A 23,663-nucleotide genomic window follows, 5' to 3' on the forward strand; every position below is an offset into this window, starting at 1 on the left:
GTCCTCGCATTCCGTCGCTCGATCCGCAGCCGCTCGGCATGTAGAAGACCGGGTTGTGTAATCGGCGAAACAACCGGATGTCAAGTCTTTATTTTAACGATGCTACCCATATACTCAAAAGCAGGTCCTGCCCTCGAAGCCATACTTTGCGATGGACCGATGCTGATACATGAGGGAGCTCAAGATCGCGCGTGAAATGGGGATTCGTGTCCGTTGACACGAAAGCCAGGAAGCGGGCTGCGAGCACCCACCTTTTAAGGTGGGTTCATCCTTCTGGCCGGGGGTAGGGCTTTTTCCACGCTCGTAAACGGCATGTTCCTCTGCGGTTATCCGCGCACTTCAAGCAAGGGCTTCTCTTTTCGCAATCCGCATCGTCATAGGGCGAGCCCGATTGTCCGCTTTTGGGTTCCATAGAACTCAATTGCGTGTTTGACACCGGATACCCTGATTGCATGTCACAGGAAACGAGAACATTCGTCGGCAACCGAATCCGAGAACTGCGTAAAAGCCAGAAGCTCTCGCAGCAGAAGCTTGCGCTGATGGTGAACGTCGAGCGCTCTTACCTGGCAAAAATCGAAGGCGGGAAGCGAAACCCGAGCCTCGAATGCATAGAGAAGATTTCCAAGGGTCTCGGCCTTTCCTTGGAAGAATTCTTCAAAGGGTTGTAGCCTTTTGACCCGAGCAACCAGGATACTCCTCGGACAGCGCGTCCGGGCGCTTCGCGAGGAGAGCAATCTGACGCAGGAGCAGCTTGCGCTCATGACGGGCGTAGGACGGTCGTACCTCGCAAGGTGGAGGCGGGCAACCGCAACGCCACCATCGACTTCATGGAGAAGGTCGCGCTCGGCTTGGGCGTGACGCTGGGTCAGCTGTTCGAGGGCTTGTAGGCTTCCTTTCCCATGGACGCAAGCGCATCTTCGACATCGACGTAGGACGCGAGCGCCACCGCACCTCCCGCGGCCTCGTCTTCTGCAAAAGCGCCTGAAACTCGCACCCGTGCGGGAACGCCGCCGCGATTCACACACACGGTTCCGGCGAAGCCTCGCTCGCCCGCCTCGCGAGCCTCCTTGGCCAACGCACCGACGGCTCGACGCCCCTCCTCGTCGTCGCCCGTCACCAAACTGTAGCAAGCATTGGATTCGAGAGTTGTGAAAGCTTCATCCAACCTATGACGAGCGAACCCGATGCCCAGCAGCTCCATGAGCGTGCCTTCCTGCGCGACATCTCGCGCCTTCGCCCTTTCGCGCTCGTCGAAGCGGTCGCCGCGAGCACGTCGAGAAGGCGCTACGTCCGACGTGCTCCTGTTCTGGTAGAAACGGCGCTTATCGCGGTACATCGCCTCGTCTGCATCGAACAACGTTCTATCGATCTCACTCGATCGCGGCGTCCATTGCGCGCCGATAGCCACCTCGCACGACGGAACTTCGTCGAACGCTTTCTGCAGCCGCTCCACAAGCGACCGAAAGCCCGCTTCGTCGGTATCCACGACCGTGGCCACGAACTCGTCGCCGCCCACACGGTACAGCCGCGCAACCTCTCCGAGAACGCGCTGCATCGTCTGAGCTCATGCTTGCAACAGATGGTCGCCTTCAGCATGGCCGCCGCGATCGTTGATCTCCTTCATGCCGTTGACATCGAGAAAAACCGCGCCGAACGGGCGCGCCAGCTTCTCAAGGCGCCGCACGTCCTCGTTGTAGCGGTTTCGATTGTACAGCCCGGTCAGAGAATCGTGATAGCTCATCGCCACCAGCTGGCGCTCGTTTTCGATACGCTGCAACGTCATGCTGTAGAAGTAGCACAACGTGCGCAGCAGCGGCGCGATGTCGCGGATCTGGTCGGCCGGAGGGTTGTCCATGCCGAGGAAGCCCACGAGACGCCCGTCGCGTTCGATGGGTGCGACGACCAGACTGGCGATCTCCTGCACGTGCAGCGTTTCGTACTCCCGAGGATCGACAACGCCCTTGATGGCGTCCAGATCCTCGATCAGCACGCATTCCCCCCGACCGAACAGGTCGAGCCACCGCTCGAACAAACGGTAGTCCATATCCTGAAGGCTTTCGATCTGGGAGGATATGCCGTCAGCACACCACTCGTGCGTATTGCTGAACCCTTCTCCGCGAGCCGAGAACAGATAGGAACGCTCGGCTCCAAGCTCCTCGCCCAACCGTTCGAGCATGCGCACGGACGCGCGCTCCGGATCGGTCTCGCGATACAGATCGTTAGCGATCTCGAGGATGACCTCCTCGTTGCGATGCAGGTTCCGAAAGCGCATACCCTCTTCTTTTTGATCGGTGAGGTCGAAGCCCACCTCAAGACGAACCAGCTTCCCACCCCAGTTGATCAGACGATCGTTCAGCAGATGACGATGGTTCGTCAAAGGGTTCGTGAATTCCCACACGTAGCTTTTCTCGACGCTGAGCAGATGATTCGTGCAGAACGGACACGGCTCATCGCGCCCTTGCAGGAATTCGTAGCACTTGACGCCCTCCAGATCGGCATCGAGCGGCACCTTGAAAAGCCGGCGGCCCGCCTCGTTCACGTGCAGAAGCTCGTACGTCTCGATGTCCGAGATGTAGAACGGATCGGGATAGTTCAGATCGTCGTTGTATTCAGCCATGGAGAGCCTTCGTTCACGGTAACGGACATGCCGGCGTTTGCGCTTCGCGGTTACTGGTATTGCGTCCTAGTATAGCGATATTCTCAGTAACGTGCGCGCCCGATCGCAAGCTCCAGAAGAACGGCAGCGCCCTCCGGAGAGGGCGCAAAAAGCCGTGCATGCTCGATAGTAGCCGAGAGGTCAAGCGCTGGGAAAACGCAGCACGAACGTGGTGCCCTGCCCTTCGGCGCTCTCCACCTCGATAACGCCTCCGTGGTACATAACCGCATGCTTGACGATGGCCAGACCCAGTCCCGTTCCTCCGGTTTCCTTCGAACGGCTCTTGTCCACGCGGAAGAAGCGTTCGAACACCTTGTCGTGCAACTCGGCCGGGATGCCCGGTCCCGTGTCGCTGACGCGCACGACCGTCTGGTACGCGGCGTTCGCGAGCCCGCCTTCCACGCATTCGGAGCCCACCTTCATGGTGACGAGGCCGCCTTCGTGGTTGTAGCGGATGCCGTTCTCGATGAGGTTGTACAGCATCTCCTCGGCCAACGTCTCGCTGCCCGCGATGCACGCCGACGCGCCCTCCACCCGCACGCGCACGCCCTGGTCGTCCGCGAAGCTGGACAACCTCCCGGCCACGCGCTGCGCCACCGCGTACAGGTTAATGGCCGTCGCACCGTCGTTCTCGAAGGCCGACTCGTCAAGCTTCGACAGCGTCAGCACGTCGTTGATCAGCGAGCGCATGGTCTGCGCCTCGTCGTAGATGAGCGCGGCGAACTTCTGGCGGTCGGAGGGCTGCACCATGTCGTTCTTCATGAGCTCGGCGTAGCCCGATATCACCTGCAGGGGCGTCTTCATCTCATGGCTCACGTTGCTGGAGAAATCGCGGCGCATGTTCTCGGCTTCGGCCAGCTCGCTGTTCTGCTGCTTGAGCTGGCGCTGTTGCTCGTCGATCCGGATGAGCAGCGGGTCCATCTCCTCGTATATCTCATTGTCCAAGGGGTTCGCGAAATCGAGCGCGTCGATGGGCTTCATGATCCGGCTCGTAAGTATCTTCGACAGCAGGAACACGAGCGCCACTGCCACGATGAGCGCTATGAGCACGGGCATGAGCATCTCGCTGAGAAACGATAGCAGCGAATGCCGCGTCTCGGACAGGCGCACGATACTGCCGTCGTCCAGCTTCACCGCCGCATACACGGTGTCGGTGCCCAGCGTTTCAGAGTAGCGCATGGTGACGGCCTCGCCCATGTCTGCCGCTTCCTGCACCTCGGGGCGGTCGGCGTGGTTGTCCATGGCATCGGTGTCGGCGGCGCTGTCGAACAGCACCGTGCCGTCCGCATCGATGAGCGTGTAGCGCGTCAGTCCACTGAACTGCTCTTTCAGCGCGGGAGCGTTCTCGGACGACGGAGTGGCGTTCAGATAGCGCGCCGCATCCTGGGCACTGGCCGCAAGCTCGGTTTCAGCGTCGTGCTCGTAAGACAGGTAGTAGATGGTGGTCATCGTCACGGACAGCGCAACGATGACGGCCAACGTGAACGCGAGCACGCTCGTGAAAATCTTGCCGGACAGGCTCTTAACCTTGAAATGCGTCGGGCTCATGCGCGCGCTCACGAGGAGGGTTTGATGCAGTAGCCCACGCCGCGCACCGTACGAACGAGGGCGTCGGCCCCTTCTTGCGCCGCGGCCAGCTTCTGGCGCAGCGTCTGCACGTGCACATCCACCGTGCGCGTCTCCCCCACGTACGTCATACCCCACACGTCTTCCAGCAGTTGGCTGCGCGACAGCACGTGCCCCTGGTTCTGCAGCAGCGTGTGCAGCAGGTCGAACTCCTTGAGCGTGAGCGTGATGGGCTCGCCGCCCACCTGCACGGTGTGAGCCGACACGCATAGCTCGATAGGACCGCAAGACAGCTCGTCGTCGGCCATGACGGGAGGCGCCGACGCGCGGCGCATGAGCGCGTTCACGCGGCTGACCAGCTCCATCATGCCGAAAGGCTTGGCCAGATAGTCGTCAGCGCCGGCATCGAGGCCGCTCACCGTGTCGAACTCGGTGCCCTTGGCCGTGAGCATCATCACGGGCAGATGCTTGGTCGCCGGGTTCTCGCGCAGCATATGGAGGATCTCGAGCCCGTCGATTTCCGGCAGCATGATGTCGAGCAGCACCAACTCGGGGAGGCGCTCCTTGCACGCGGCGAAGAACTCGCCCGCCGCCGGGAAGCCCGCCGCCTCGAATCCGGCCTGCTTGAGAGCGTACACCGTGAGGTCGCGGATGTTGGTATCGTCTTCAACGTAGTAGATCATGGGTTGGTCCTTTCGGCCGGCAGCGCGCTTTCGCCGCCGTCGAGCCTATTGTAAAGCAGGAGGAAAAACCACGGGCTTGCGGCAACGTCAAATTTGCGTAAAGCCGAAAGGAAGCCCCTTTGTCATCCTGAGGGAACGCGGCTTTGCCGCCTCCGCTCAGGATGACAGGCCGCGACTTCGGCGCTGCGCTCAGGATGACAACGCTCCGACCTAGCCGAACCTTCCCGCCACGTAGTCGGCGGTGCGGGGGTCGGCCGGGTTCGTGAAGATGTCGTCGGTGGAGCCGGCCTCCACCATCTCGCCCAGCAGGAAGAACGCGGTCTTGTCGGACACGCGCAGCGCCTGCAGCATGTTGTGCGTCACCATGATCACCGTGTACTTGCTCTTGAGCTCGCCCACAAGGTCTTCGATCTTAGCGGTGGAGATGGGGTCGAGCGCGCTGGTGGCCTCGTCCATCAGCAGCACTTCGGGGCGCACCGCCAACGCGCGCGCGATGCACAGGCGCTGCTGCTGGCCGCCGGAGAACCCGAGCGCGTTCTTCTTCAGGCGGTCCTTCATCTCGTCCCAGATGGCGGCGTCGCGCAGGCTCTGCTCCACGATGGCGTCCAGATCCTCGCGCTTCTTGATGCCGTGGGTGCGCGGGCCGAAGGCCACGTTGTCGTACACGCTCATGGGGAACGGATTGGGCTGCTGGAACACCATGCCCACCCGACGGCGCAGATTGTTCACGTCGATGGAGCGGTAGGCGTCCTCGCCGTCCAACGTGATCTCGCCTTCGATACGGCAGCCTTCCACCAGGTCGTTCATGCGGTTGAGGCTTTTCAGCAGCGTGGACTTGCCGCAGCCCGACGGGCCGATGAGCGCCGTCACCTGGTTCTTGGGGAACTGCAGGTCGATGCCCTTCAGCGCGTGGAAATCCTTGTAGTACAGATCGAGGTTGCGCACGCCCATCTTGGCGGGCGCGTCGACGGGCGCCTTCTCCTTGATGCGGCGGTCGGCCGCCTGACCCTGCGCCTGGGGCATGTAGGTAGCCGGGGCGTTCTGGGTCGGAGCGGTTCTCTCAAGCGTGACGTTAGTCATAGGTGCCTCCCTTGTTCATCTTCTTGGCGGCGAACGTGGCCAGGAGGTTCAGAAGCACCACCATGACCAGCAGCACCACCGCCGTGGCATAGGTCTCGTTCACGTGCAGGCCTTCGCTGGCCAGCGCGTACATGTGCACGGCCAGCGTGCGGGCGGAATCGAACACCGCCATGGCGCCCTCGCCGGCGAAGTTCGGGATCTGGGCGATGGAGCCGGCCGTGAAAATGAGCGCAGCCACCTCGCCCACGCACCGGCCGAGCGCCAGTATCACGCCGCCCAGGATACCGGGCACGGCCGAAGGCAGCACGCAGCGAAACACCGTGCGCAAACGGCCGGCGCCCAAACCGAACCCGCCTTCGCGGTACGCGTCGGGAACGGCCAGCAGCGCTTCCTCGGTGGTGCGCATGACCACGGGCAGCACCATGATGGCCAGCGTGCAGGCACCCGCCAAAAGCGACAGGTTCCAATGCAGCGCCGTCACGAAGAACAACATGCCGAACAGGCCGTAGATGATGGACGGGATGCCCTGCAGCGTCTCGGCGGTGGTACGCACGACAGCTACGAAACGACTGCCGCGCGGCGCGTATTCCACCAGGTAGATGGCCGATCCCACGCCCACCGGCACCGCCATGAGCAGCGAGAGGGCCGCCATCAGCAGCGTGTTCACCAGCGCCGGCATGAGTGAGACGTTCGTGGAGTTGTACTCCCACTCGAACAGGCTGGGCGTGAGGTACGGCACGCCGTTCACCAGGATGTAGCCCACCAGGAACAGCAGCACCGCCGTGGTCAGCAGCGCGCCCAGATACACCAGCGCTCGCAGCAGCATGGAAACCACGCGGCGTGCGGCGCGATGACGCTCTTCCGCCGCTTCGAACATCGCATCGATCCGATCGCCCGGGTTGGCGGCGGGCGCCGGGGAGGCGTCGACCGATTCGTAGGCGATCGTCAGCTTGGGACTCATTACCTCGTCTCACCCCGCTTCTTGATAACGTTGAACAACATAGTGATGAGCAGGATGAACACGAACAGCACCACGCCCGTGGCCACGAGCGCGCCGCGGTGCAGGTCGGCCGCGTAGCCCATCTCCAGCACGATGTTGGCGGTCATGGTGCGCACGCCCTCGAAGATGCTCTCGGGAACGATGGGCTGGTTGCCGGCCACCATGATGACGGCCATGGTCTCGCCGATGGCGCGGCCCACGCCCAGCACGATGCCGGCCATGATGCCGGAGACGGCGGCGGGAACGATAACGCGGAACACCGAGCGCTCGTGATCGGCACCCAGCGCCAGCGCACCCTCGTAGTACTTCTTGGGCACAGCATCGAGCGCGCTCTGCGCAACGGTGATGATGGTGGGCAGGATCATGATGCCCAGCAGTACGGCAGCGGCCAGAAGCGACAGGCCGCGGCCCGGCATATTGTCGCGAATAAACGGCACGATCATCACCAGGCCGAAGAAGCCGTAGACAACCGACGGGATGCCCGCCAAGAGCTCTACGCCCGGCTTGAGGAACGCCGCGATCTTGCCGCTGGCGAACCGCGACAGGAAGATGGCGCACAAAAGCCCCGTAGGAACGCCGACCAGGATGGCGCCGGCGGTCACGTAGATGCTGCCCACGATCATCGGGAAGATGCCGTAGATATCGTTGGCGGGACGCCACGTAGTGCCGAAAAGAAACTCGGGAAGGCCGATCTGCGCGATGGCCGGCACGCCGTTCGCGAAGAGAAAGACGCAGATGAGAGCCACCGCGAGGACCGATATCCCCGCGGCGGCCACGAACAGCGCCTTCGCTATGCCCTCTTTGATGTGCAGGTGGAACATGTACACTCCTTGGTCTGGCTATGTCAGCGAGAGGCGCCGAGGCGGGGTGCATCGGCGCCTCGCAGCGTCGAGCGCTTCCGGCGGCTGTTAAGCCGACGGAACAACATCTTCCCACGTGGTCAGCTCGCCGGTGTAGATGCCCTTCACCTGGTCGGACGTAAGCTCGTCGATGGAGGCATCCGGGTTCACGATAACCGCGATGCCGTCCTGGGCGATGACCGTGGCCTTCACGCCGCTCTCGGAGTCCTTGAGCTCGCGGGAGACCATGCCGATGTCGCAGGTTCCCTCGGTGGCCATGTTCACGCCGGTGGTGGAGTCGGACTGGTTGACCTCGATGGCGACGTCGGGATTGAGAGCCTTGTACGCCTCGGCCAGCTTCTCCATGACCGGGGTTACGGACGAGGAACCGGCGATGACGATCTTGCCGGACTTGCCGGAAGCCTTATAGGAGCCCGCGTTGTCGGCAACGGAGATGCAACCGTTCTCCTCGACCACCTTCTGACCGTCGGAACTCATGATGTAGTCGATGAAGTCCTGGGCCACATCGGACACGCCGTCCTTCGTCACGATATTGAACGGACGGGCCACCTTGTACGTGCCGCTCTTCACGTTCTCGGCCGTAGCTTCGGCGCCGTCGATGCTGAGCGCCTTCACCGTGTTGTTCAGCGAACCGAGCGATATGTAGCCGATGGCGTTCGCGTCGCCCGCCACGGACGTCATCATGACGGACGTGGAGTTCGTGATGGCGGCCGTGGGAGTGGTCAGATCAACCTTGTCTCCGTTGGCATCCTTTTCCTCGATGCCGAACAGCTCGATGAACGCACCCCGCGTGCCGGAGCCGTCCTCGCGCGAATAGACCGAGACCTCGCCGGACGGGCTGGTCGAAGCCGACGCTCCTCCGTCGGTTGCGCCGCTCGCACCATCGCCGTTGCCCGACGCACAGCCGAACAGCCCGAACAGTCCCAGCGCCAGAACCGCCGCGCTCACCGCCATTGCCAAACGCTTCTTCATCTTCTTCCTTCCTTCGATGCGCTTTGCGAGCGCATTGCTTTCCGCTGAAGCGCGGGCATCGGAGGCCCGCTGCAAGGAACATGATGAAGACGGAGCATCAGAACCGTGTCGGATGCCGGTCAAAAGTCTGTAAAGTTTCGAGAGGCCGTCTTTTTCGTGCCGGCGCTAGATCGACGCAAGACCCACGCCAGGCGTACGCTCAAACCGTGTTGGAAACACTGGCAAGAAATATGGAATCCGCGTTGGAAGCGCGTTGAAAGCGCGCGAGATCGAGGAAGATCCGCGCTGGATGCGCGCCATCTGCGCATGATACGCGGTCGCTATACTAAGAGGTACGAAGCGCAGAGGCGGCGCGGCACCACACCCCTTTCCACCAGATGCTCCCGAGCGAGGGACCGACGGAGGGAAAAACAGCACTAAATGTGCTGTTTTACACTGATTCGTTGCGCGCGAGCGCGCGCCTGGTCGTATGGTGCGCTTTGCCGGAAGCCGCTACGATGGCCTGAAATGGACGCCATGACCGTTTTGGCCTTGATAGCGGCGATCCTTGAGTTCGCTTCCAGTTTGCTGGGGTTCTTGACAGCGATAATGGAGCGGCTCCCGATCCGCAAGGACAAGGAGCCGTAACAAGAAGCCAAACCGCCGAAGCGATTCGAGAGCCGTGGGGAGTTAGCAGCTCCCTGCGGCTCGCCTCTATTATACGACCGGGCAGCGCAAAAGCAAGCTCGAACGCAACCTTCCCGGCCTTCCGCGCGCCGATTCATTCCCGGCTCTCGCGCGCCCGTCCCGTGCTTGATCAGTACACGTTGTGGATGACCTCGGCAGAGCCGAGGAGATTCTCCACGAGCAGCGTGGAACCGTCGTCAAGCGTCACCGCACCGTCGAAGCGGCCGAATACCTGGTGCTGGTCGGATCGGATCAGCTTGAAGTCCATCCAGTCCACACGGTCGAGCAGCGGCGTGAACACGAGGTCGAGTCGTCCCTCGTCGTCGGTCATATGCCAGGGCTGCATGAGCTGGTAGCGATCGGCCGTCTTCTTCGCGTGCGCACCGCCCGTCTTCTCGGGGATGCCGAAGTCCACGCGGTGCAACTTGTGCGCAGCACCGTCGATGAACACCATGTTCTCGGAAGCCGCCGACGTGTCGCCGAACCCGTAGCCCAGGTTGAGGCCGAAGCGACGACCGTCCTGCCAACCCTGCGCCACGGCCCAGTACCACGTGTTGTCGCGCGTCCATACGCCTCGCCCCCAGTCCAGCAGGCCGAACGAGTTCTCGGGGCAGAACCCGTGCACCAAAAGCCCCTTCTTGAAACTGCCCCTCGCCTGCATGGCGACGATCTTCTGGTTGTAGTAGAACGCGAGCGGGTCTTCGGCCCATGGCGTGCTGATCACCATCGAATCGCGCGGCTCCTCGTCCAGCACGGCCTCGAACGTCAGGTCGTCGCCGCCGTCGAAGCCCGCGAACCACACGTTGAGGCGGCGCTGCCCGCCAGCAACCTCGAAGCGGAACGATACGCGGTTGTTCTCGAAGGAGGTCACGCCCTCGGCCGAGGTGGCGGGCAGCTTGAAGCGCCCCATCGGAAACGGCGAGATCACGCTGGCCGTATGCGACGTGGCCTGCGCGAAGTCCATCACCGATGCCGAGATGAGCCCCACGTAACCCATATCGGCGACGGTCAGCGCCACAGCGAACTCGTCGTCGTTCACCAGGTAGTAGTCCCATTCTTTGATGCGGCGCTTCGGCGCCTTGATACGGTCGCGATCGTACGCGCGCAGAAGCGACGTGGCCCATCCGCATTCGGCGAGCTTGCCGTCGAGGTGGTGCAGCGGGCCTTCGGTCAAACGCGTTTCGGACATGGTTTTCATCGCCTCCTCGCTCACGATTGCTCCTCTTTCCCAAGCCGCAGCGCCCGCGCCATGCGCTTGCGGAAGCTCGGCCTCTGCTTCTGCTTGGGAGTCGGCTTCGGTTTAGGCTTCGGCTTAGTCGGCGCATGGCCGGCGGCTTCCTGCGCAGCGGCCTCTTCGGCTTCCTGCTGCGCCTCCTCCAGCACCTGCTCCGCGCGATCGGGCGCCGCCGTTCGGGTCAGCGGCGCCACGGCGCGCAGCACCGCATCGATTGCACGGCCCGTGGTACGGCTGTCGGCCATGCTGAACGAGATGGAACCCGCATAGCCCTGCGCGGTGATCTCCGAGAACGTGAGCTTCGGCTGTTTAACCACCTTGCCGATGCCGGCCGCCGCCTCGCCGGCCTTGCGCTCGATAGCCTCGGCCACTTCGTCGAGATGCTGGCCTTCCGTGGTGACCACGATGGCCAAGCTCACTTGGTTCGTGGGCGGAAGGTGCGTGAGAGCGGTTTTGCTGATGATGGAGTTAGGGATGAGCACTTCCTCGCCCGCGCCGTTGCGTATGGTGGTGTGGCGCCAGGTGATGTCTTTCACCACGCCTGTGGACGAGCCCACCTCGATGTTGTCGCCGGGTTTGATGATGCGCAGCAGGCTGACCTGCAAACCTCCGATGAGGTTCGACAGCGTGTCCTGGAAGCCCAACGAGATGGCGATGCCGCCGATGCCGAGCGCGGTGATGGCGGCGCTCACGTCCACGCGGAAGCAGGTGGACAGCATGATGCACACGCCGGTGATCCACACGGCTCCGCGGGCGATGTTGATGAAGATGGAGCTTGAGGGCAGATCGCGCTCTTCGTTGATGGCAAGCACGCGGCCCAGGAAGCGCCTCGTCAGACGCGCGACGACTGCCGTGATCGCCAGAATGACCACCGCCGAGATGGCCGTGGTCACCCAGTCGGTGCGCACGATAGCGTCGATGTAGTTTTGAAGCTGTTCCATGCCGTTATCCTACCATGTCGACCATACCGTCGCCAAGGAAAGGAGACGGCGCCTCACCACGATGGGGGCTTTACAGGGAAGTCTTCGTGAGTTTCCCACAAAACGATGCGACCGCGGGCTCGGGTGGCGGGAACGTCAATCAACCGTTGGTTGCGGGAGCCGCGCCACGGAAGCTGGTAGGAATGTTGCGCCTGGAGGAAGGGGCCGTCCACCAGCACGTCGGTCTGGTCGAGCAGATCGCGCGCGGCCGGATCGGGGATGCCCTCCTCCAGCTGCTCGTAGCGGTAGCCCGAGTACGTCCACACGTCCAGTCCCAGCTCGCGCACTTGGCGCGCCAATGCGGCGCACGCGGCGGCCTGCTCGAACGGCTCGCCGCCCGACACGGTGACGCCCTGCACCAGCTTGTTGGCGGCGATCTCCGCCACCACGTCGGCGATGGCGCGCACCGTGCCGCCCGCGCAGGGCTGGCTGTCGGGGTTGTGGCACCCAGGACAGCCGTGCGAGCAGCCCTGCACGAACACGGCATAGCGCAGCCCCGGCCCATCGACGATGGAATCCGGAGCCGTGCCGTAAAGACGTATAGTGTCGGGAGGGGTCACGTTCAACCTGTTACATCTGATGCTTCACGCGGTCGCCTTCTTCGGCGCGCTTGGCATCGTTGAAGCGGTCGAGGGTGCCCACGAGGTAACCGGTGATGCGGCGGATGCGCTCGAACGACTGGCCGTGCTCCGCCTCGGTGCGGCCGCACTTGGGGCACACGTCTCCGATGATGCCGTTGTAACCGCACACGGGATCGCGATCCACCGGATGGTTCACCGAACCGTAGCCGATGCCGCTCTCCTTCATGTGCCGGATGACGGCCTCGAACGCCTCGAGGTTCTCGCTGGGGTCGCCGTCCAGCTCCACGTAGGAGATATGGCCCGCATTCGTCAGCGCATGGTACGGCGCCTCGATCTCTATCTTGTCGAAGGCGCTGATGTCGTAGTACACCGGCACGTGGAAGCCGTTCGTGTAGTAGTCGCGATCGGTGATGCCGGGGATGGACCCGTAGCGCTCACGGTCCATACGCACGAAGCGGCCGGACAGGCCTTCGGCCGGCGTGGCGATGAGGCCGTAGTTCAGCCCGCGCTCCTGCGACAGGCGGTCGAGGTAGCTGCGCATATGGCCGATGATCTCGAGGCCCAGGTTCTGCGAAGCCTTCGACTCGCCGTGGTGCTTGCCCGTCAGCGCCACCAGCGTCTCGGCCAAGCCGATAAAGCCCAGCGACAACGTGCCGTGCTTCAGCACCTCGCGCTGCTCGTCGGTAGGCGCCAGCTTCTCGGAATCGATCCACACGCCCTGGCCCATGAGGAACGGCGCGTTGTACACGTGCTTGCGCGCCTGGATCTCGAAGCGCTCGTCAAGCTGCCCCACCGCCAGCGCAAGCTTCGCGTCCAAGAGGTCGAAGAACAGATCGAGGTCGCCCTTCGAGCGGATGGCCAGGCGCGGCAGGTTGATGGACGTAAAGCTGAGGTTGCCGCGGCCGGGAGCGATCTCGCGATCGGGATCGTACACGTTGCCCATGACGCGCGTACGGCAGCCCATGTAGGCGATCTCTGTCTCGGGCGTGCCCTTGTAGTACTGCGCGTTGAACGGCGCGTCGATGAAGCTGAAGTTCGGGAACAGGCGCTTCGCGGAGCAATGCATGGCCAGCTTGAACAGGTCGTAGTTCGGATCCTCGGGGTTGTAGTTCACGCCCTCCTTCACGCGGAAGATCTGCACGGGGAAGATGGGCGTCTCGCCGGAGCCGAGGCCTTCCTCGGTGGCCAGCAGCATGTTCTTCACCACCATGCGACCCTCGGGCGAGGTGTCCATGCCGTAGTTCACCGAGCTGAACGGCGTCTGCGCGCCGGCGCGGCTGTGCATGGTGTTCAGGTTGTGCACGAGCGCCTCCATGGCCTGGAACGTCGTGCGGTCGGTATCGCCCAGGGCGTTCTTAGCCGCATAGGCCACGGCCTTGTCGGCGGCCTCCTCGCTGGCGCCGACCTCCACGAGCGCCGCGCGCACGGCGGCCTCGAAGCCCTCGTCCATGGCGAGGCTGGCCCACACGCCCGTCTCCGCCTCGATGCGCGCGAGCGCGTCCTGCGCGAACGCGCGGGAGTCGTCCACGGAATCGCCCAGCAGCAGATCGACGGCTTCGGCCAGATGCTTCTTGTACAGGCGGCGGTACGTCTTGCGCACGCCCTCGGCCAGACCGTAGTCGAAGTCGCAGATAGCCTGGCCGCCGTGCTGGTCGTTCTGGTTGCTCTGGATGGCGATGCAGGCCAGCGCCGCGTAGCTGGCGATGTCGTTGGGCTCGCGCAGCACGCCGTGGCCCGTGGAGAAGCCGCCCTTGAACAGCTTCTTCAGCTCGATTTGGCAGCACGTGGTGGTGAGGGTGTAGAAGTCCATGTCGTGGATGTGGATGTCGCCCTCACGATGCGCTCGCGCGAACTTCGGATCGATGACGCACATCTCGTAGAACTGCTTGGCCGACTCCGAGCCGTACTTGAGCATGGTGCCCATGGCGGTGTCGGCGTCGATGTTGGCGTTCTCGCGCTTCATGTCAGAGTCCGACGCCTTCGAGAACGTGATGTCCTTGAGCGTTTGGATGAGGCGGCTGTTCACGTCGCGCGAGCGGCTGCGCTCGGCGCGGTACAGGATGTAGGACTTGGCCGTCTGGACGAAGCCGGACTCGATGAGCGTCTCCTCCACGAGGTCCTGCACGCCCTCAACCGTGGGCGCGCCCTCGATGGCGCCACTCTCCAGCTTGTCCACCACGCGCTGCGCGATATCCTCGGCCGCCGCGCGATCCTGCATGGCCCCGCATGCCTGGAAAGCGCGCTCCACCGCCTCGGCGATCTTCTCCTGCTTGAATTCCACCGTTCGGCCGTCGCGCTTCATGATGGTCTCGACCATGCTGCCAATCCTCTCTTCGAGCTTCTTCTTGCTTCGTCGTTTTCCTGCTGCGAGCTGTGGCTTCGCTTGGTTTATGCGCAGTGTTTCCACACGATCTACGCCATGTTTTCCACAATATGTAGTAGTAGGTGATGTTAGGAAAGTGAACATATAGTACTCGCGCGGCGCCCACCATGCAAGAGGTAAAACCGTGGAGATTCAACACCCACACGGGATGCGGCGGGCGATTCACAGTATATCCACGGGCATGAAGGCGAACGTTGAAAGCTCGTCCGAGGCGACGCGCGCACGCGGAGAGCAGCTTCGCCAGAAGAGCACCGCGAACGACGGCTCGCACCGATGCCCCCGCCGGCCGCAGCGGCCTCGCCCCACGCGCTATTGGACGGTGCCGTACACCTGCCCCCACGCATGCCCGCCGATAGCCGAGTTCAGCTGGTCGCATAGGCGCTGGCGCGTGTAGCTGCCGGGCGGCAGCAGGTTGACGATCTCGGCCAGGTCGTCGGGAAGGTCGGCGGCCTCGGCAGCCACGACGATGTCGAGGCGGCGGAGCTTCTCCTTCGGCCCCAGTCCGAGGTACAGCGAATCCACCACATCCTGCAGCGCTCCGTAATGCGGGCTGCGCACCGTGTTAGAGCCTGCCATGCTACTCCTCCACATCCGAGCGCACAACGTCGAACCCTTCGCTGGCCGCCGCGAGCGCGCCTGCATAGGCCGGCGTGGCGGCACCGGCCGCACGCAGGAACTGGGCTCCGGCCGCACGCAGCTGCACGGCCGCCCCTACCAGCACATCGGGGCAGTAATACGGGTTCTCGTGCGTAACGTCGCCTTGCTTCGGATTATGCTCGCGCACGATCAGCTGAGCCAGCACCGGCAGCCGCCCCGCCCCGCTGGCGCGGCGAGCGAACGTCACGGCCGCATCGAGCGGAGCCGCCGTGGCGAAGCCGACCACGCTGGCCTCGTAGTCCACCATGACGGCGAGCGCATCCTCGAGCGTATGGCGACCGTCGGCCAGCATGCCGTCGGCATCCACGTCCACCGACGCGAACACCGGCGCGCCGCTCACCTGGCGCACGCCCATGAGCGCGCACTTGAGGTCGGCTGGGTTGGCGAACCCGTTGAGGAAGAACGCGTCGAACTCCTGGCCATCGCAGGCGTGGGCGGCACGGGCGTACTGGTCGCGGTTCTCGTTGAGCGAGCTTTTGCTGGCGGCATCGAGGGGGAGGCCGCACGGGCCGATCTCCACCAGCACGTGCTGGGACTTCAGCTCGCGCGCCAGGGACAAGCCCGTGCGCACGATCTCCGCCGCGCGGTCTTCCATGCCGCGATGCGCCAGACGAGCAGGCGCGATGCCTTCCGTGTTCGCCACGAGGCACTGGGCGCCTGCCATCTTGTTGAGGCGCAGCGCATCGCGCACCGCCTCCGGCTCCACAAGGTTGGCAAATTCGAGATCGTGTTCCACGTCGAACCCTTGCCGGGCCAGTACAACGGCAACCGGCGAGGACAGCACGAGCATGTCCTTGTGAAAACGAAGCGCGATATCGGGCATGGGGAGTTCCTTTCGTCAGGTGATCCATGATACCGAAAAGAGCCCCGACATGCGACCGTCGAAATGAGCCGATGCGCTCGCGCACACCGAGACGGAAGCACCTCGCGCGAACGGCGCAGTTCGAGCGGCGGAAGGAAGGAAGATGGACGCTCGCCGACGCTTCGCGGCATTTCACAGGACGAACATGAGTCGATCACGTGTTCTTCAAGGCTTACTTTTATACTTGATCTCGCAAACGAAAGAATCCCCTCCTTTCAGTTTGTACTGCTTTTCCCCTTACAAAGCAGTGGCGGCACCTCGGTGCCGCACATCCCCCTCCTTGTGGCCCGGTGGAGCTCCCCTCTCCCCGGGCCGATCTGTTTCTCGTACCCGCACACGCCCGCTTCCGCATCATCGACCAACGCATATCATCGTAGAACATGTTACTTCAGGTCGATGCCGCTTTGAGGCAATGCCGTTCGCCAACCTTTCGCTCGCCAGATTTCTGCGGCGCGGCGCCCATCGGAAAACTTCTTTTCCTGACTCTTTTGATCCTTGTTAACGAACCGTTACTCTGCGACCCATCGTTTCACAAAACGCGCACGCCCGCATCATACGATGTGCGCGAACGACCCGTATACTAGCAGCTGTAAACGAAAGACTCCCCTCCTTTCAGTTTGCCTCTGCTTTACCCCCTTAGAAGCAGAGCGATGCGCAAGCGTCGCATCATCCCCCTCCTTGTGGCCCGGTGGAGCTCCCCTCTCCCCGGGCCGATCTGTTTTCATGCCCCTCGCTTCGTCGAACCCGCCGAGACAATGCATGGAGCCCGCGCCCACGCAGCGGCAGAGCGGCAGAGCGGCAGAACCTCCGCCTGAGCCGTCACCCAGTCACGTCCCTCGCTGCGAACGCGCGATTTCGCCAACCTACGCTGCTAAACCAGGATTGACATGCACCGCCGCATGCCGCTTCCTCTGTCGGACAGCTAGCGATCAGGCGAGACGAGCGTCCGGCCGATGGCCGAAGGGGGCTTCCGAGCCGCCGGCGAGTTTTCGCGGGGCGGGTCGACCTGAGCTATGTCAATCCCGGTTTAACAGCGAACGCCAACCTATGTGCTGCAAAAACGCCGGTTTGGCAGTCCCGGCCCGATCTGGCGGTGCGTTCCGAGGCGGCGACAAAGCGCGAACTGGGATTACGCCTCGCCGATCCTCGGGAAGGAGCGTCGGGCGCGATCGAAGGCCGCCGAAGACTGCCAAACCGACGTTTTTGCAGCACATCGTATGGCGAAGCCGTGCGGCAGAGCATTGCCGAGCCGTCGGAAGGGCGGCTTGGACGCGAATCGACTCCCATGACAATCTCAAAGCGGCTCCAGCGCGCCGCGCGGCCTCGCCAACCAGCATAATCGCAGGTGGCGAAAACCGCCTACCGCCGCCGACGCCCAACCGAGCCGCCGATTTTGTCATGGGAGCCATTTTGCGGCCAACCCGGCCTCGGCCCGCAGAACCCGCGGGCCGCGAAACCACCGCCGAGGGCCGCGCTGCAGCAAGCTTGTCAGCGAACGGCATTCCCACGGCCTCGCTCGACGCGCACAAGCATTTCACGTGAAACGCTTGAGGCAGACTGCGCGAACCAAACGGAATGCCAGCGCGAGCCCGCGCCATAGGCGCGAACGAGCGCAGATGGCGGGCGGAGCATGGGGCGAACCCCGGCGGCCGAACAAGCATGCGCGTACAAACGTTTCACATGAAACACTAAGAGGGACTCCACGGTTTGGGGCGGGATCCCGGCTGCAGCTCCACGTGGAACCGCACGGCTTCGGACGATCCCCGACCACGGACCAGACAGGCCCGCGACGTCCTCGGTTCGACGGCAAGACCCCCGCTTCTTGGCAGCAATCGACCGGTTTGGTAATCCCGCCGAGTGATTCACTTGACGTTTCGAGAACCCGAGCTGGGGAAACGCCTTTGATCGCGCTCGGCAAGCCCGAAGCACCGCAGCCGGGCCCTCGCCAGAATTGCCAAACCGGTTGATTCCTACCGCTTGACGTCGTTTTCGCCGTCAAACCCCCGGCGCTCCGTTGGACAATCAGCTCGAGCTTCCGCGTCAGGGTTTTCCCTAGGGTTTTGCGTCATGTTTACCTATCTGTTACTTTCAAGGCCTCCAATTCACAAAACATGCACTCGTGCATCATATGATATTCAATGTCAACTTTTATAATAGCTTCAGCAAACGAAAGGCTCCCCTCCTTTTCAGTTTGCATCTGCTTACCCCTTAAAGCAGAGCGGCACCCAATAGGTGCCGCATCATCCCCTCCTTGTGGCCCGGTGGAGCTCCCCTCTCCCCGGGCCGATCCTTTTCTCGGGAAGGAACGCCTATGAACATCGTGGTCCTCGAAGGACAGGTGAACAACCCCGGCGACTTGAGCTGGGACGCGCTCGACCGGTTCGGCACCGTCACCGTGTACGACCGCACGTCGCGCGATCAGCTGAAAACTCGGGTAGCCGAAGCCGACATCGTCGTGTCGAGCAAGACGGAATGGAACGTCGAGGCGCTCGGCTGGGCTCCTCGCCTCAAGATGATCGCGCTCACCTCCACCGGCTACAACGTGGTGGATCTCGACGCGGCGCGCGATGCGGGCGTGATCGTATCGAACGTGCCCGCCTACTCCACGCCCGACGTGGCGCAGATGACGTTCGCGTTGCTGCTGGAGCTGTGCTTGCATGTAGGAGAGCATTCCAATCTGGTCATGGAAGGCGACTGGACGCGCGCCAAGGACTTCTCGTTCTGGAACACGCCGCTTGTGGAGCTGGCAGGCAAGACGATGGGCATCGTCGGCATGGGAAGCATCGGGCAGGCAGTATGCCGCATCGCGCGTGCTTTCGGCATGCCCGTGGTGTTCGAGAATCGATCGGCAAAACCCCAATTGGAAAGCGATGGCGTGCGTCAAGTGAGCCTCAACGAGCTGCTGGCCGTTTCGGATGTGGTGACCCTGCACGCACCGGCCACGCCCGAAACCGACCGCATGATGAACGCCCAGACCATCGGCCGCATGAAGGACGGCGCATACCTCCTGAACACCGCGCGCGGCACGCTGGTGGACGAGCAGGCCGTGGTGGACGCACTGCGATCCGGCAAGCTGGCGGGTTTCGCAGCCGATGTCGTGTCGGTGGAGCCCATGCAACCCGACAACCCCTTGCTGCAAGCGAAAGGCCAGAACATCATCGTAACGCCCCATATCGCCTGGGCTACCCACGAAGCCCGCGAACGCTTGCTGGCTACCGTGACCGCTAACGTCGGCGCGTTCGTGGAGGGTGCACCGCAAAACGTAGTGAATTAGACGGCTGCGTACGACTGCGTCCCGGAACCCGGCCGCTTCCGCGGCATCCCGGCCTCACCTCACTCTGCCGCCCGTCGCACGACGGGCGGCAGTACGTCAACGCGCGGCCTTGCAAGCAGTGAACGCGGGGACGGGCTTCACGTCCGACACCGCCGCATCGGTCAAGCGGGACGTTTCGACCGCCCCGTCGAAATACGTCACCGTGAATACGTCTTCGTCGGCGACTTCAACGCCGTTCACTTTGAGCGATCGCACTTTGCGGTCTGCATCATAGTCCACCTCGGCTCCCGACACCTCGTAGCGGAACGGAGCAAGGGCCTCCTTCGACGCGTCCTTCCGCTCGAACGTGCGCCCGCTCTCTAGCACCGCGCGCAGGTCTTCGCCCGAAATGCGCGCAGTGGCCAGCGTAGGCACCGGCTTCCCCGCATTGGGCAAGAGCACGGTCAGCTCATTGGCGTGCAGCTCCCCTTCGTACAGCTTGCCGGAAATCCCATAAGGATGCATTTGGCCGTCTGCCATGCCGCCAGGCAGCATAAGGCACAGGTCGGTGCCCCCGTACTCCCTGAACGCGTCGGCGAAGTATCGGACGGTCTCCTCCCGGCTCAGGTCGCGTTCGATATGTGCCACTACGTCGCCGATCTGGGTTTCCGACTTGTTGGACTTCATAGCCTCGTCGCAGGCCTGCAACGCTTCCTCGGCGCTGACGGTGCCAGCGATGTACCCGCCCAGCGCCTCTCCTCCCAGCAAGAGCGGCGCAGTGTAAGCCGCCAACTCCACAAGGTTATTGCGGTCGACCACGTTGCGGTAATCGCTCAAAAGCGGCGCGTGGAGCTCGCCGTCCGCCTTTCTCGTGGCCGGATATCGCCCTTCCGCGCCATCCGTGAACATGCTCTGGCCCTCGGGGGTGCTCATCAGGTCGAACATCTCCAGCGCTATGGCCAGCTTCTCCTCGTTGCCCGGCTCTTCCAGCTTCTTGTTAATACCGTAGTACGAGCTGACCGCATACAGGTACCAGCCGTTATCTTCGCCCTCGCCTCTCGCAAGGAACGGAGCTTGGCCCAAATCGAAGTCGAAATCAGTGGTCTTCACGTTGTTGGCAACGCCGTAGATCATGGCCACGTCACCGTTCGCGAACATCTCCGCGGCGTCCGAATTCGACAGGGAAAGGTCGTCAGCCGAAATCAATCCGCTGTCGAGCCAAAGCCGATACTCGTCCATGAAAGGCCCGAACGTGCCCACCATGCTCGCTTCGCCCGCAAGATAATCCTGTTCCCAAGACGACCCCTGCGGCGTGTGCAGAAACTGCGCCGAAGCGATATTGGTCAGCTGCAGGAAGCGTTGACCCGTCAGCTCCATCGAGTACGCCATAAGCCGGATGCCCTCCGCCTTCGCCTGCTCGTTGAGGGCAATGAGTTCCTCGAGCGACTGAGGCGCCTCCCAGCCGTGCTCGGCGAAAAGGTCCTTGTTGTAGAAGAACCCTGCAAGCGTCAGGTAACCCGGCAGATAGTAGAGGCTGCCGTCGATGGTCATGCGATCGAGAACGCTGGGAAGGTACTCGCTGGAAAAATCGTACGCCGCGAGATCCACCAGATTATGCTCCAAATCCTCGGTCAGATCCTGATTGCGCGTGTTGATCAGGATATCGGGGATATCGCGCTGCTCGAGCTCGGTGACGATCTGCGCGGAATAGTTGCTGTTCGAATACGTATCGAACTCGAAGCGCAGGTTGGGGTGGCGATTGGTCATCTCGTCCAACAGCTCCTGCGGCAGCTCCTTGGTCTGGCATTTCGATACCGTCAGCACTATCTCATCGTCGCGTCCGGACGCATTGCCCATAGCCTCGCCGGAACAGCCGACCAGTCCGATGCCGACCAGCGACCCCGCTAGCACGATCGACGCGAACGTCTTCGCCGCCTTACCGGCTCTCTTCAACGCTTTCACCGCGATCTCCGTTTCGCCTCATCGTATCGTCTAGTTTGAAATCCTGGAACTCATCGGCAGGCATTGGTTTTCCGAACACGTACCCCTGCACCACATTGCAGCCGACGCTCTCGAGGAAATCCACCTGTCCCATATCCTCGATCCCTTCGGCAACCGTTTCGATACGCATGTCGCGCGCTATGCCCACGATGCCGTTGACGATGCTCCTTGCCTTGTCCATGTCGGTATCTCCGCGGAAGAACCCCTGGTCAAGTTTGATGATATCCACTTCGAGACTACGCAACATGTTGAGGCTGGAGTAACTGCTCCCGAAATCGTCCATGGAGCAACGTGCGCCTAACGCGTGGATGCGCCGAATAACTTGGTTGATCTCGCCGGTGCGATCGAACACGACGGACTCGGTGAACTCGAATTCCAGGTAGCGAGCCGGAACCTGGTTCTCGGCGATATGGCGCTCGTAGCGCGCGAAGAAATCCGAAACGTCGAAGTTCGAGCGCGAGACGTTGACGGAAACGCAGAAAAGCGGCCTCCCCTCCCGCTCCCATCGCTTCAACAAAGCGCACACCTGGCAAAACATGTAGAAATCCAGCTCGGCGATAACGCCGTCGCGCTCGAAGAGCGGAACGAACTCGTTCGGGCAGAGCATACCTTCCGGAGAGATCCAGCGCACGAGCGCCTCGGCACCGACGATGCGGCGCTCGGGCAGCGCAACCTTCGGCTGCAAATACATATGAAACTCGCCGTTCGCAAGCGCATGGGGAAAGCGATCCTCGAGCTCCTTCTCTCGAAGGAAGCGCCGACGGAGGCGATCATCATAGAAGCCAACGCGTGCGCCGCTTGGAAGCATCCGCTTCTCCGCGCTCGCACGCGCCAAGTTAGCCGCATCGGTCACAAGCGTGAACTCTTGCTCGAGCGCATCGTCGTCCAATATGTAAGCGCCGAAGTCCATCGACACGAGCACTTGCTCGCCGACGCTCTCGGATGTGAGCCTGAACTCGTTTAGACGCTCCTTTGTCGACGCCTCGTCAGGCTCGCGCAACAGAATGACGAAATGGTCTGCGGAGACGCGTGCCGCGAACTCGCCTTCGCGCAGCTGCCGCTCTATCATGTCGTACGCCGACCTGAGCAGACGGTCTCCGCCCTCCTTGCCCTCGCGATCGTTGTACGACTTGAATTTGGCTATGTTGGCGTACACGAGCACCAAGTTGCGCGGATCCGTTCGGACGACGTCGTAATAGCGCTCGCGAAACCGGCCGGCCGTGTCTCCGCCGGTAACAGGATCCACGTAGGCGATGGCCTCCAACCGTCGACGATTGCGATGCTGCACGATCACGATGAACAGCATGATCACGCCGAACACCAACGCCACCGTAACGCCCACCGCCACGGTCAGCAGATACAGGCTGTTCGTCCTCTGATCGACGTAATCGCTGGGAACGATGGACAGCAGATGCCAATCGCTCACGCCCACAGGCGTATAGCAGAAATACGAACTGACGCCGTTGTACTTCGCAAGAACGACGCCTTGCTCCCCCTTTTTGAGCCCCGCCCGCAGAACGTGGACCGGCTCTTCGTCATCGGCGTTCTGGCTCTCCAAAGCCGACACGATATTATACTCGCCGCTGATGGCCGTTTGATCCTCGGGACGCACCGCCACCGAACCGTCGTCCTTGACGATGCAGGCGTATCCTCTCCCTTCGAACGAATCGATGGACAGGAGCTGCAGCATCTCGTCCACCCCGTACACGCCCGCAAGCGCCTTCATGTGATGCCCATCGATGACCGCGTTCACGGGAATTGAAAACACGAGCACATCCTGGCCGTCCATGGTCTCGATACCCGAGATGGAACGTTTGCCTTCAAGCAACGTCTTGTTGAGATAGTCCTGCGACCTGGTGTAGCGCTGCGTGGTGTCGGCGAAGTACCACACGCCGTCCTCGTCCACATAAGCAAGACGGGACAGATTCCACCGATCCCTATCCTCGGCCATTTCTCCGTTCAGCTCGTCGAGCGTGGCGCCGTTCTCCACCAACGTCATCTGACCGCGTTCGATGGTTTCCATCGCCGAGAATATCTGAGAGGTGACCGTGCGCACGTTCTCGGTGATCTGGCTGGATATATCAGCCAAGTATCCGATGCTGTCCTTGCGGGTAAGATTGCGAACCGTGTCCGAGTACGCGTGGACCAGCAGCGCTCCTCCTATAACGGCGACGATGACCACGGAGGCAACGGCAGCCGCAAGCCCGATCATGCCTCTTTCGCCGCGCG

General features: G+C 62.5%; 18 protein-coding genes and 1 pseudogene. 3 read left to right on the plus strand and 16 right to left on the minus strand.

What is annotated here, in order from left to right:
- Window positions 1-425 precede the first annotated feature (425 nt).
- Together ELEN_RS12835 and ELEN_RS16570 are read left to right on the plus strand one after the other, a co-directional pair.
- A complete protein-coding gene (locus ELEN_RS12835; protein ID WP_226844170.1) occupies window positions 426-668 on the plus strand; it encodes a helix-turn-helix domain-containing protein in 243 nt (80 codons plus the stop codon).
- Between the two features lie 4 nt (window positions 669-672).
- Window positions 673-765 (plus strand): annotated as a pseudogene (locus ELEN_RS16570) (helix-turn-helix domain-containing protein); the annotation flags it as partial.
- Between the two features lie 100 nt (window positions 766-865).
- On the opposite strand, the gene ELEN_RS16575 reads toward ELEN_RS16570, so the two are convergent.
- The 14 genes from ELEN_RS16575 to ELEN_RS12905 all read right to left on the minus strand — a co-directional run bounded on the left by ELEN_RS16575 (window position 866) and on the right by ELEN_RS12905 (window position 16,141).
- Window positions 866-1,555, minus strand: coding sequence for a nucleotidyl cyclase domain-containing protein (locus ELEN_RS16575; RefSeq protein ID WP_233946796.1), 690 nt, complete (start codon window positions 1,553-1,555; stop codon window positions 866-868).
- A gap of 9 nt (window positions 1,556-1,564) precedes the next feature.
- Window positions 1,565-2,617, minus strand: coding sequence for a GGDEF domain-containing protein (locus tag ELEN_RS16580; protein WP_227110066.1), 1,053 nt, complete (start codon window positions 2,615-2,617; stop codon window positions 1,565-1,567).
- Between the two features lie 180 nt (window positions 2,618-2,797).
- On the minus strand, window positions 2,798-4,204 hold the full coding sequence (locus ELEN_RS12850; RefSeq protein ID WP_009306683.1) for a sensor histidine kinase: 1,407 nt from the start codon (window positions 4,202-4,204) through the stop codon (window positions 2,798-2,800).
- Between the two features lie 8 nt (window positions 4,205-4,212).
- Window positions 4,213-4,905 carry a response regulator transcription factor gene (locus ELEN_RS12855; protein ID WP_009306684.1) on the minus strand — a complete coding sequence of 231 codons (693 nt, stop codon included), beginning with the start codon at window positions 4,903-4,905 and terminating at the stop codon, window positions 4,213-4,215.
- A 210-nt stretch (window positions 4,906-5,115) separates the two neighbouring features.
- Window positions 5,116-5,985 carry a phosphate ABC transporter ATP-binding protein PstB gene (gene pstB / locus ELEN_RS12860; RefSeq protein ID WP_009306685.1) on the minus strand — a complete coding sequence of 290 codons (870 nt, stop codon included), beginning with the start codon at window positions 5,983-5,985 and terminating at the stop codon, window positions 5,116-5,118.
- Window positions 5,978-6,946, minus strand: a complete 969-nt coding sequence (gene pstA / locus ELEN_RS12865) for a phosphate ABC transporter permease PstA (protein ID WP_009306686.1) — start codon at window positions 6,944-6,946, stop codon at window positions 5,978-5,980. The genes pstB and pstA overlap by 8 nt, the downstream gene beginning before the upstream one ends.
- The gene (gene pstC, locus ELEN_RS12870) at window positions 6,946-7,806 is read right to left on the minus strand and encodes a phosphate ABC transporter permease subunit PstC (RefSeq protein WP_009306687.1); all 861 of its coding nucleotides are present in this window, start codon (window positions 7,804-7,806) and stop codon (window positions 6,946-6,948) included. Before pstC ends, pstA begins: the two co-directional genes overlap by 1 nt.
- An 87-nt stretch (window positions 7,807-7,893) precedes the next feature.
- On the minus strand, window positions 7,894-8,817 hold the full coding sequence (locus tag ELEN_RS12875) for a substrate-binding domain-containing protein (RefSeq protein WP_009306688.1): 924 nt from the start codon (window positions 8,815-8,817) through the stop codon (window positions 7,894-7,896).
- Between the two features lie 796 nt (window positions 8,818-9,613).
- Window positions 9,614-10,696, minus strand: coding sequence for a DUF2804 domain-containing protein (locus tag ELEN_RS12880; protein ID WP_009609412.1), 1,083 nt, complete (start codon window positions 10,694-10,696; stop codon window positions 9,614-9,616).
- The gene (locus ELEN_RS12885; RefSeq protein WP_009306690.1) at window positions 10,693-11,658 is read right to left on the minus strand and encodes a mechanosensitive ion channel family protein; all 966 of its coding nucleotides are present in this window, start codon (window positions 11,656-11,658) and stop codon (window positions 10,693-10,695) included. The genes ELEN_RS12880 and ELEN_RS12885 overlap by 4 nt, the downstream gene beginning before the upstream one ends.
- A 53-nt stretch (window positions 11,659-11,711) precedes the next feature.
- A complete protein-coding gene (gene nrdG, locus ELEN_RS12890) occupies window positions 11,712-12,257 on the minus strand; it encodes an anaerobic ribonucleoside-triphosphate reductase activating protein (RefSeq protein ID WP_009609308.1) in 546 nt (181 codons plus the stop codon).
- Window positions 12,258-12,267: 10 nt separating this feature from the next.
- Window positions 12,268-14,595: an anaerobic ribonucleoside triphosphate reductase gene (locus ELEN_RS12895; RefSeq protein WP_015761255.1), complete on the minus strand. Its 2,328-nt coding sequence runs from the start codon at window positions 14,593-14,595 to the stop codon at window positions 12,268-12,270.
- Window positions 14,596-14,970: 375 nt separating this feature from the next.
- Window positions 14,971-15,237 (minus strand): hypothetical protein, encoded by a 267-nt coding sequence (locus ELEN_RS12900; RefSeq protein ID WP_009306693.1) that lies wholly within the window; start codon window positions 15,235-15,237, stop codon window positions 14,971-14,973.
- Between the two features lies 1 nt (window position 15,238).
- The gene (locus ELEN_RS12905; protein ID WP_009609446.1) at window positions 15,239-16,141 is read right to left on the minus strand and encodes a homocysteine S-methyltransferase family protein; all 903 of its coding nucleotides are present in this window, start codon (window positions 16,139-16,141) and stop codon (window positions 15,239-15,241) included.
- A gap of 2,350 nt (window positions 16,142-18,491) precedes the next feature.
- Between ELEN_RS12905 and ELEN_RS12910 the strand changes: the two genes are divergently transcribed.
- Window positions 18,492-19,454, plus strand: coding sequence for a D-2-hydroxyacid dehydrogenase (locus tag ELEN_RS12910; RefSeq protein WP_015761257.1), 963 nt, complete (start codon window positions 18,492-18,494; stop codon window positions 19,452-19,454).
- Between the two features lie 96 nt (window positions 19,455-19,550).
- Here ELEN_RS12910 and ELEN_RS12915 read toward each other — a convergent pair whose 3' ends face one another.
- Complete coding sequence (locus tag ELEN_RS12915) at window positions 19,551-21,395, minus strand: extracellular solute-binding protein (protein WP_009609468.1); 1,845 nt, start codon at window positions 21,393-21,395, stop codon at window positions 19,551-19,553.
- On the minus strand, window positions 21,370-23,646 hold the full coding sequence (locus ELEN_RS12920) for a bifunctional diguanylate cyclase/phosphodiesterase (RefSeq protein ID WP_009306697.1): 2,277 nt from the start codon (window positions 23,644-23,646) through the stop codon (window positions 21,370-21,372). The genes ELEN_RS12915 and ELEN_RS12920 overlap by 26 nt, the downstream gene beginning before the upstream one ends.
- Between the last annotated feature and the right edge of the window lie 17 nt (window positions 23,647-23,663).

It is taken from the genome of Eggerthella lenta DSM 2243 (assembly GCF_000024265.1).
GTDB lineage: Bacteria > Actinomycetota > Coriobacteriia > Coriobacteriales > Eggerthellaceae > Eggerthella > Eggerthella lenta.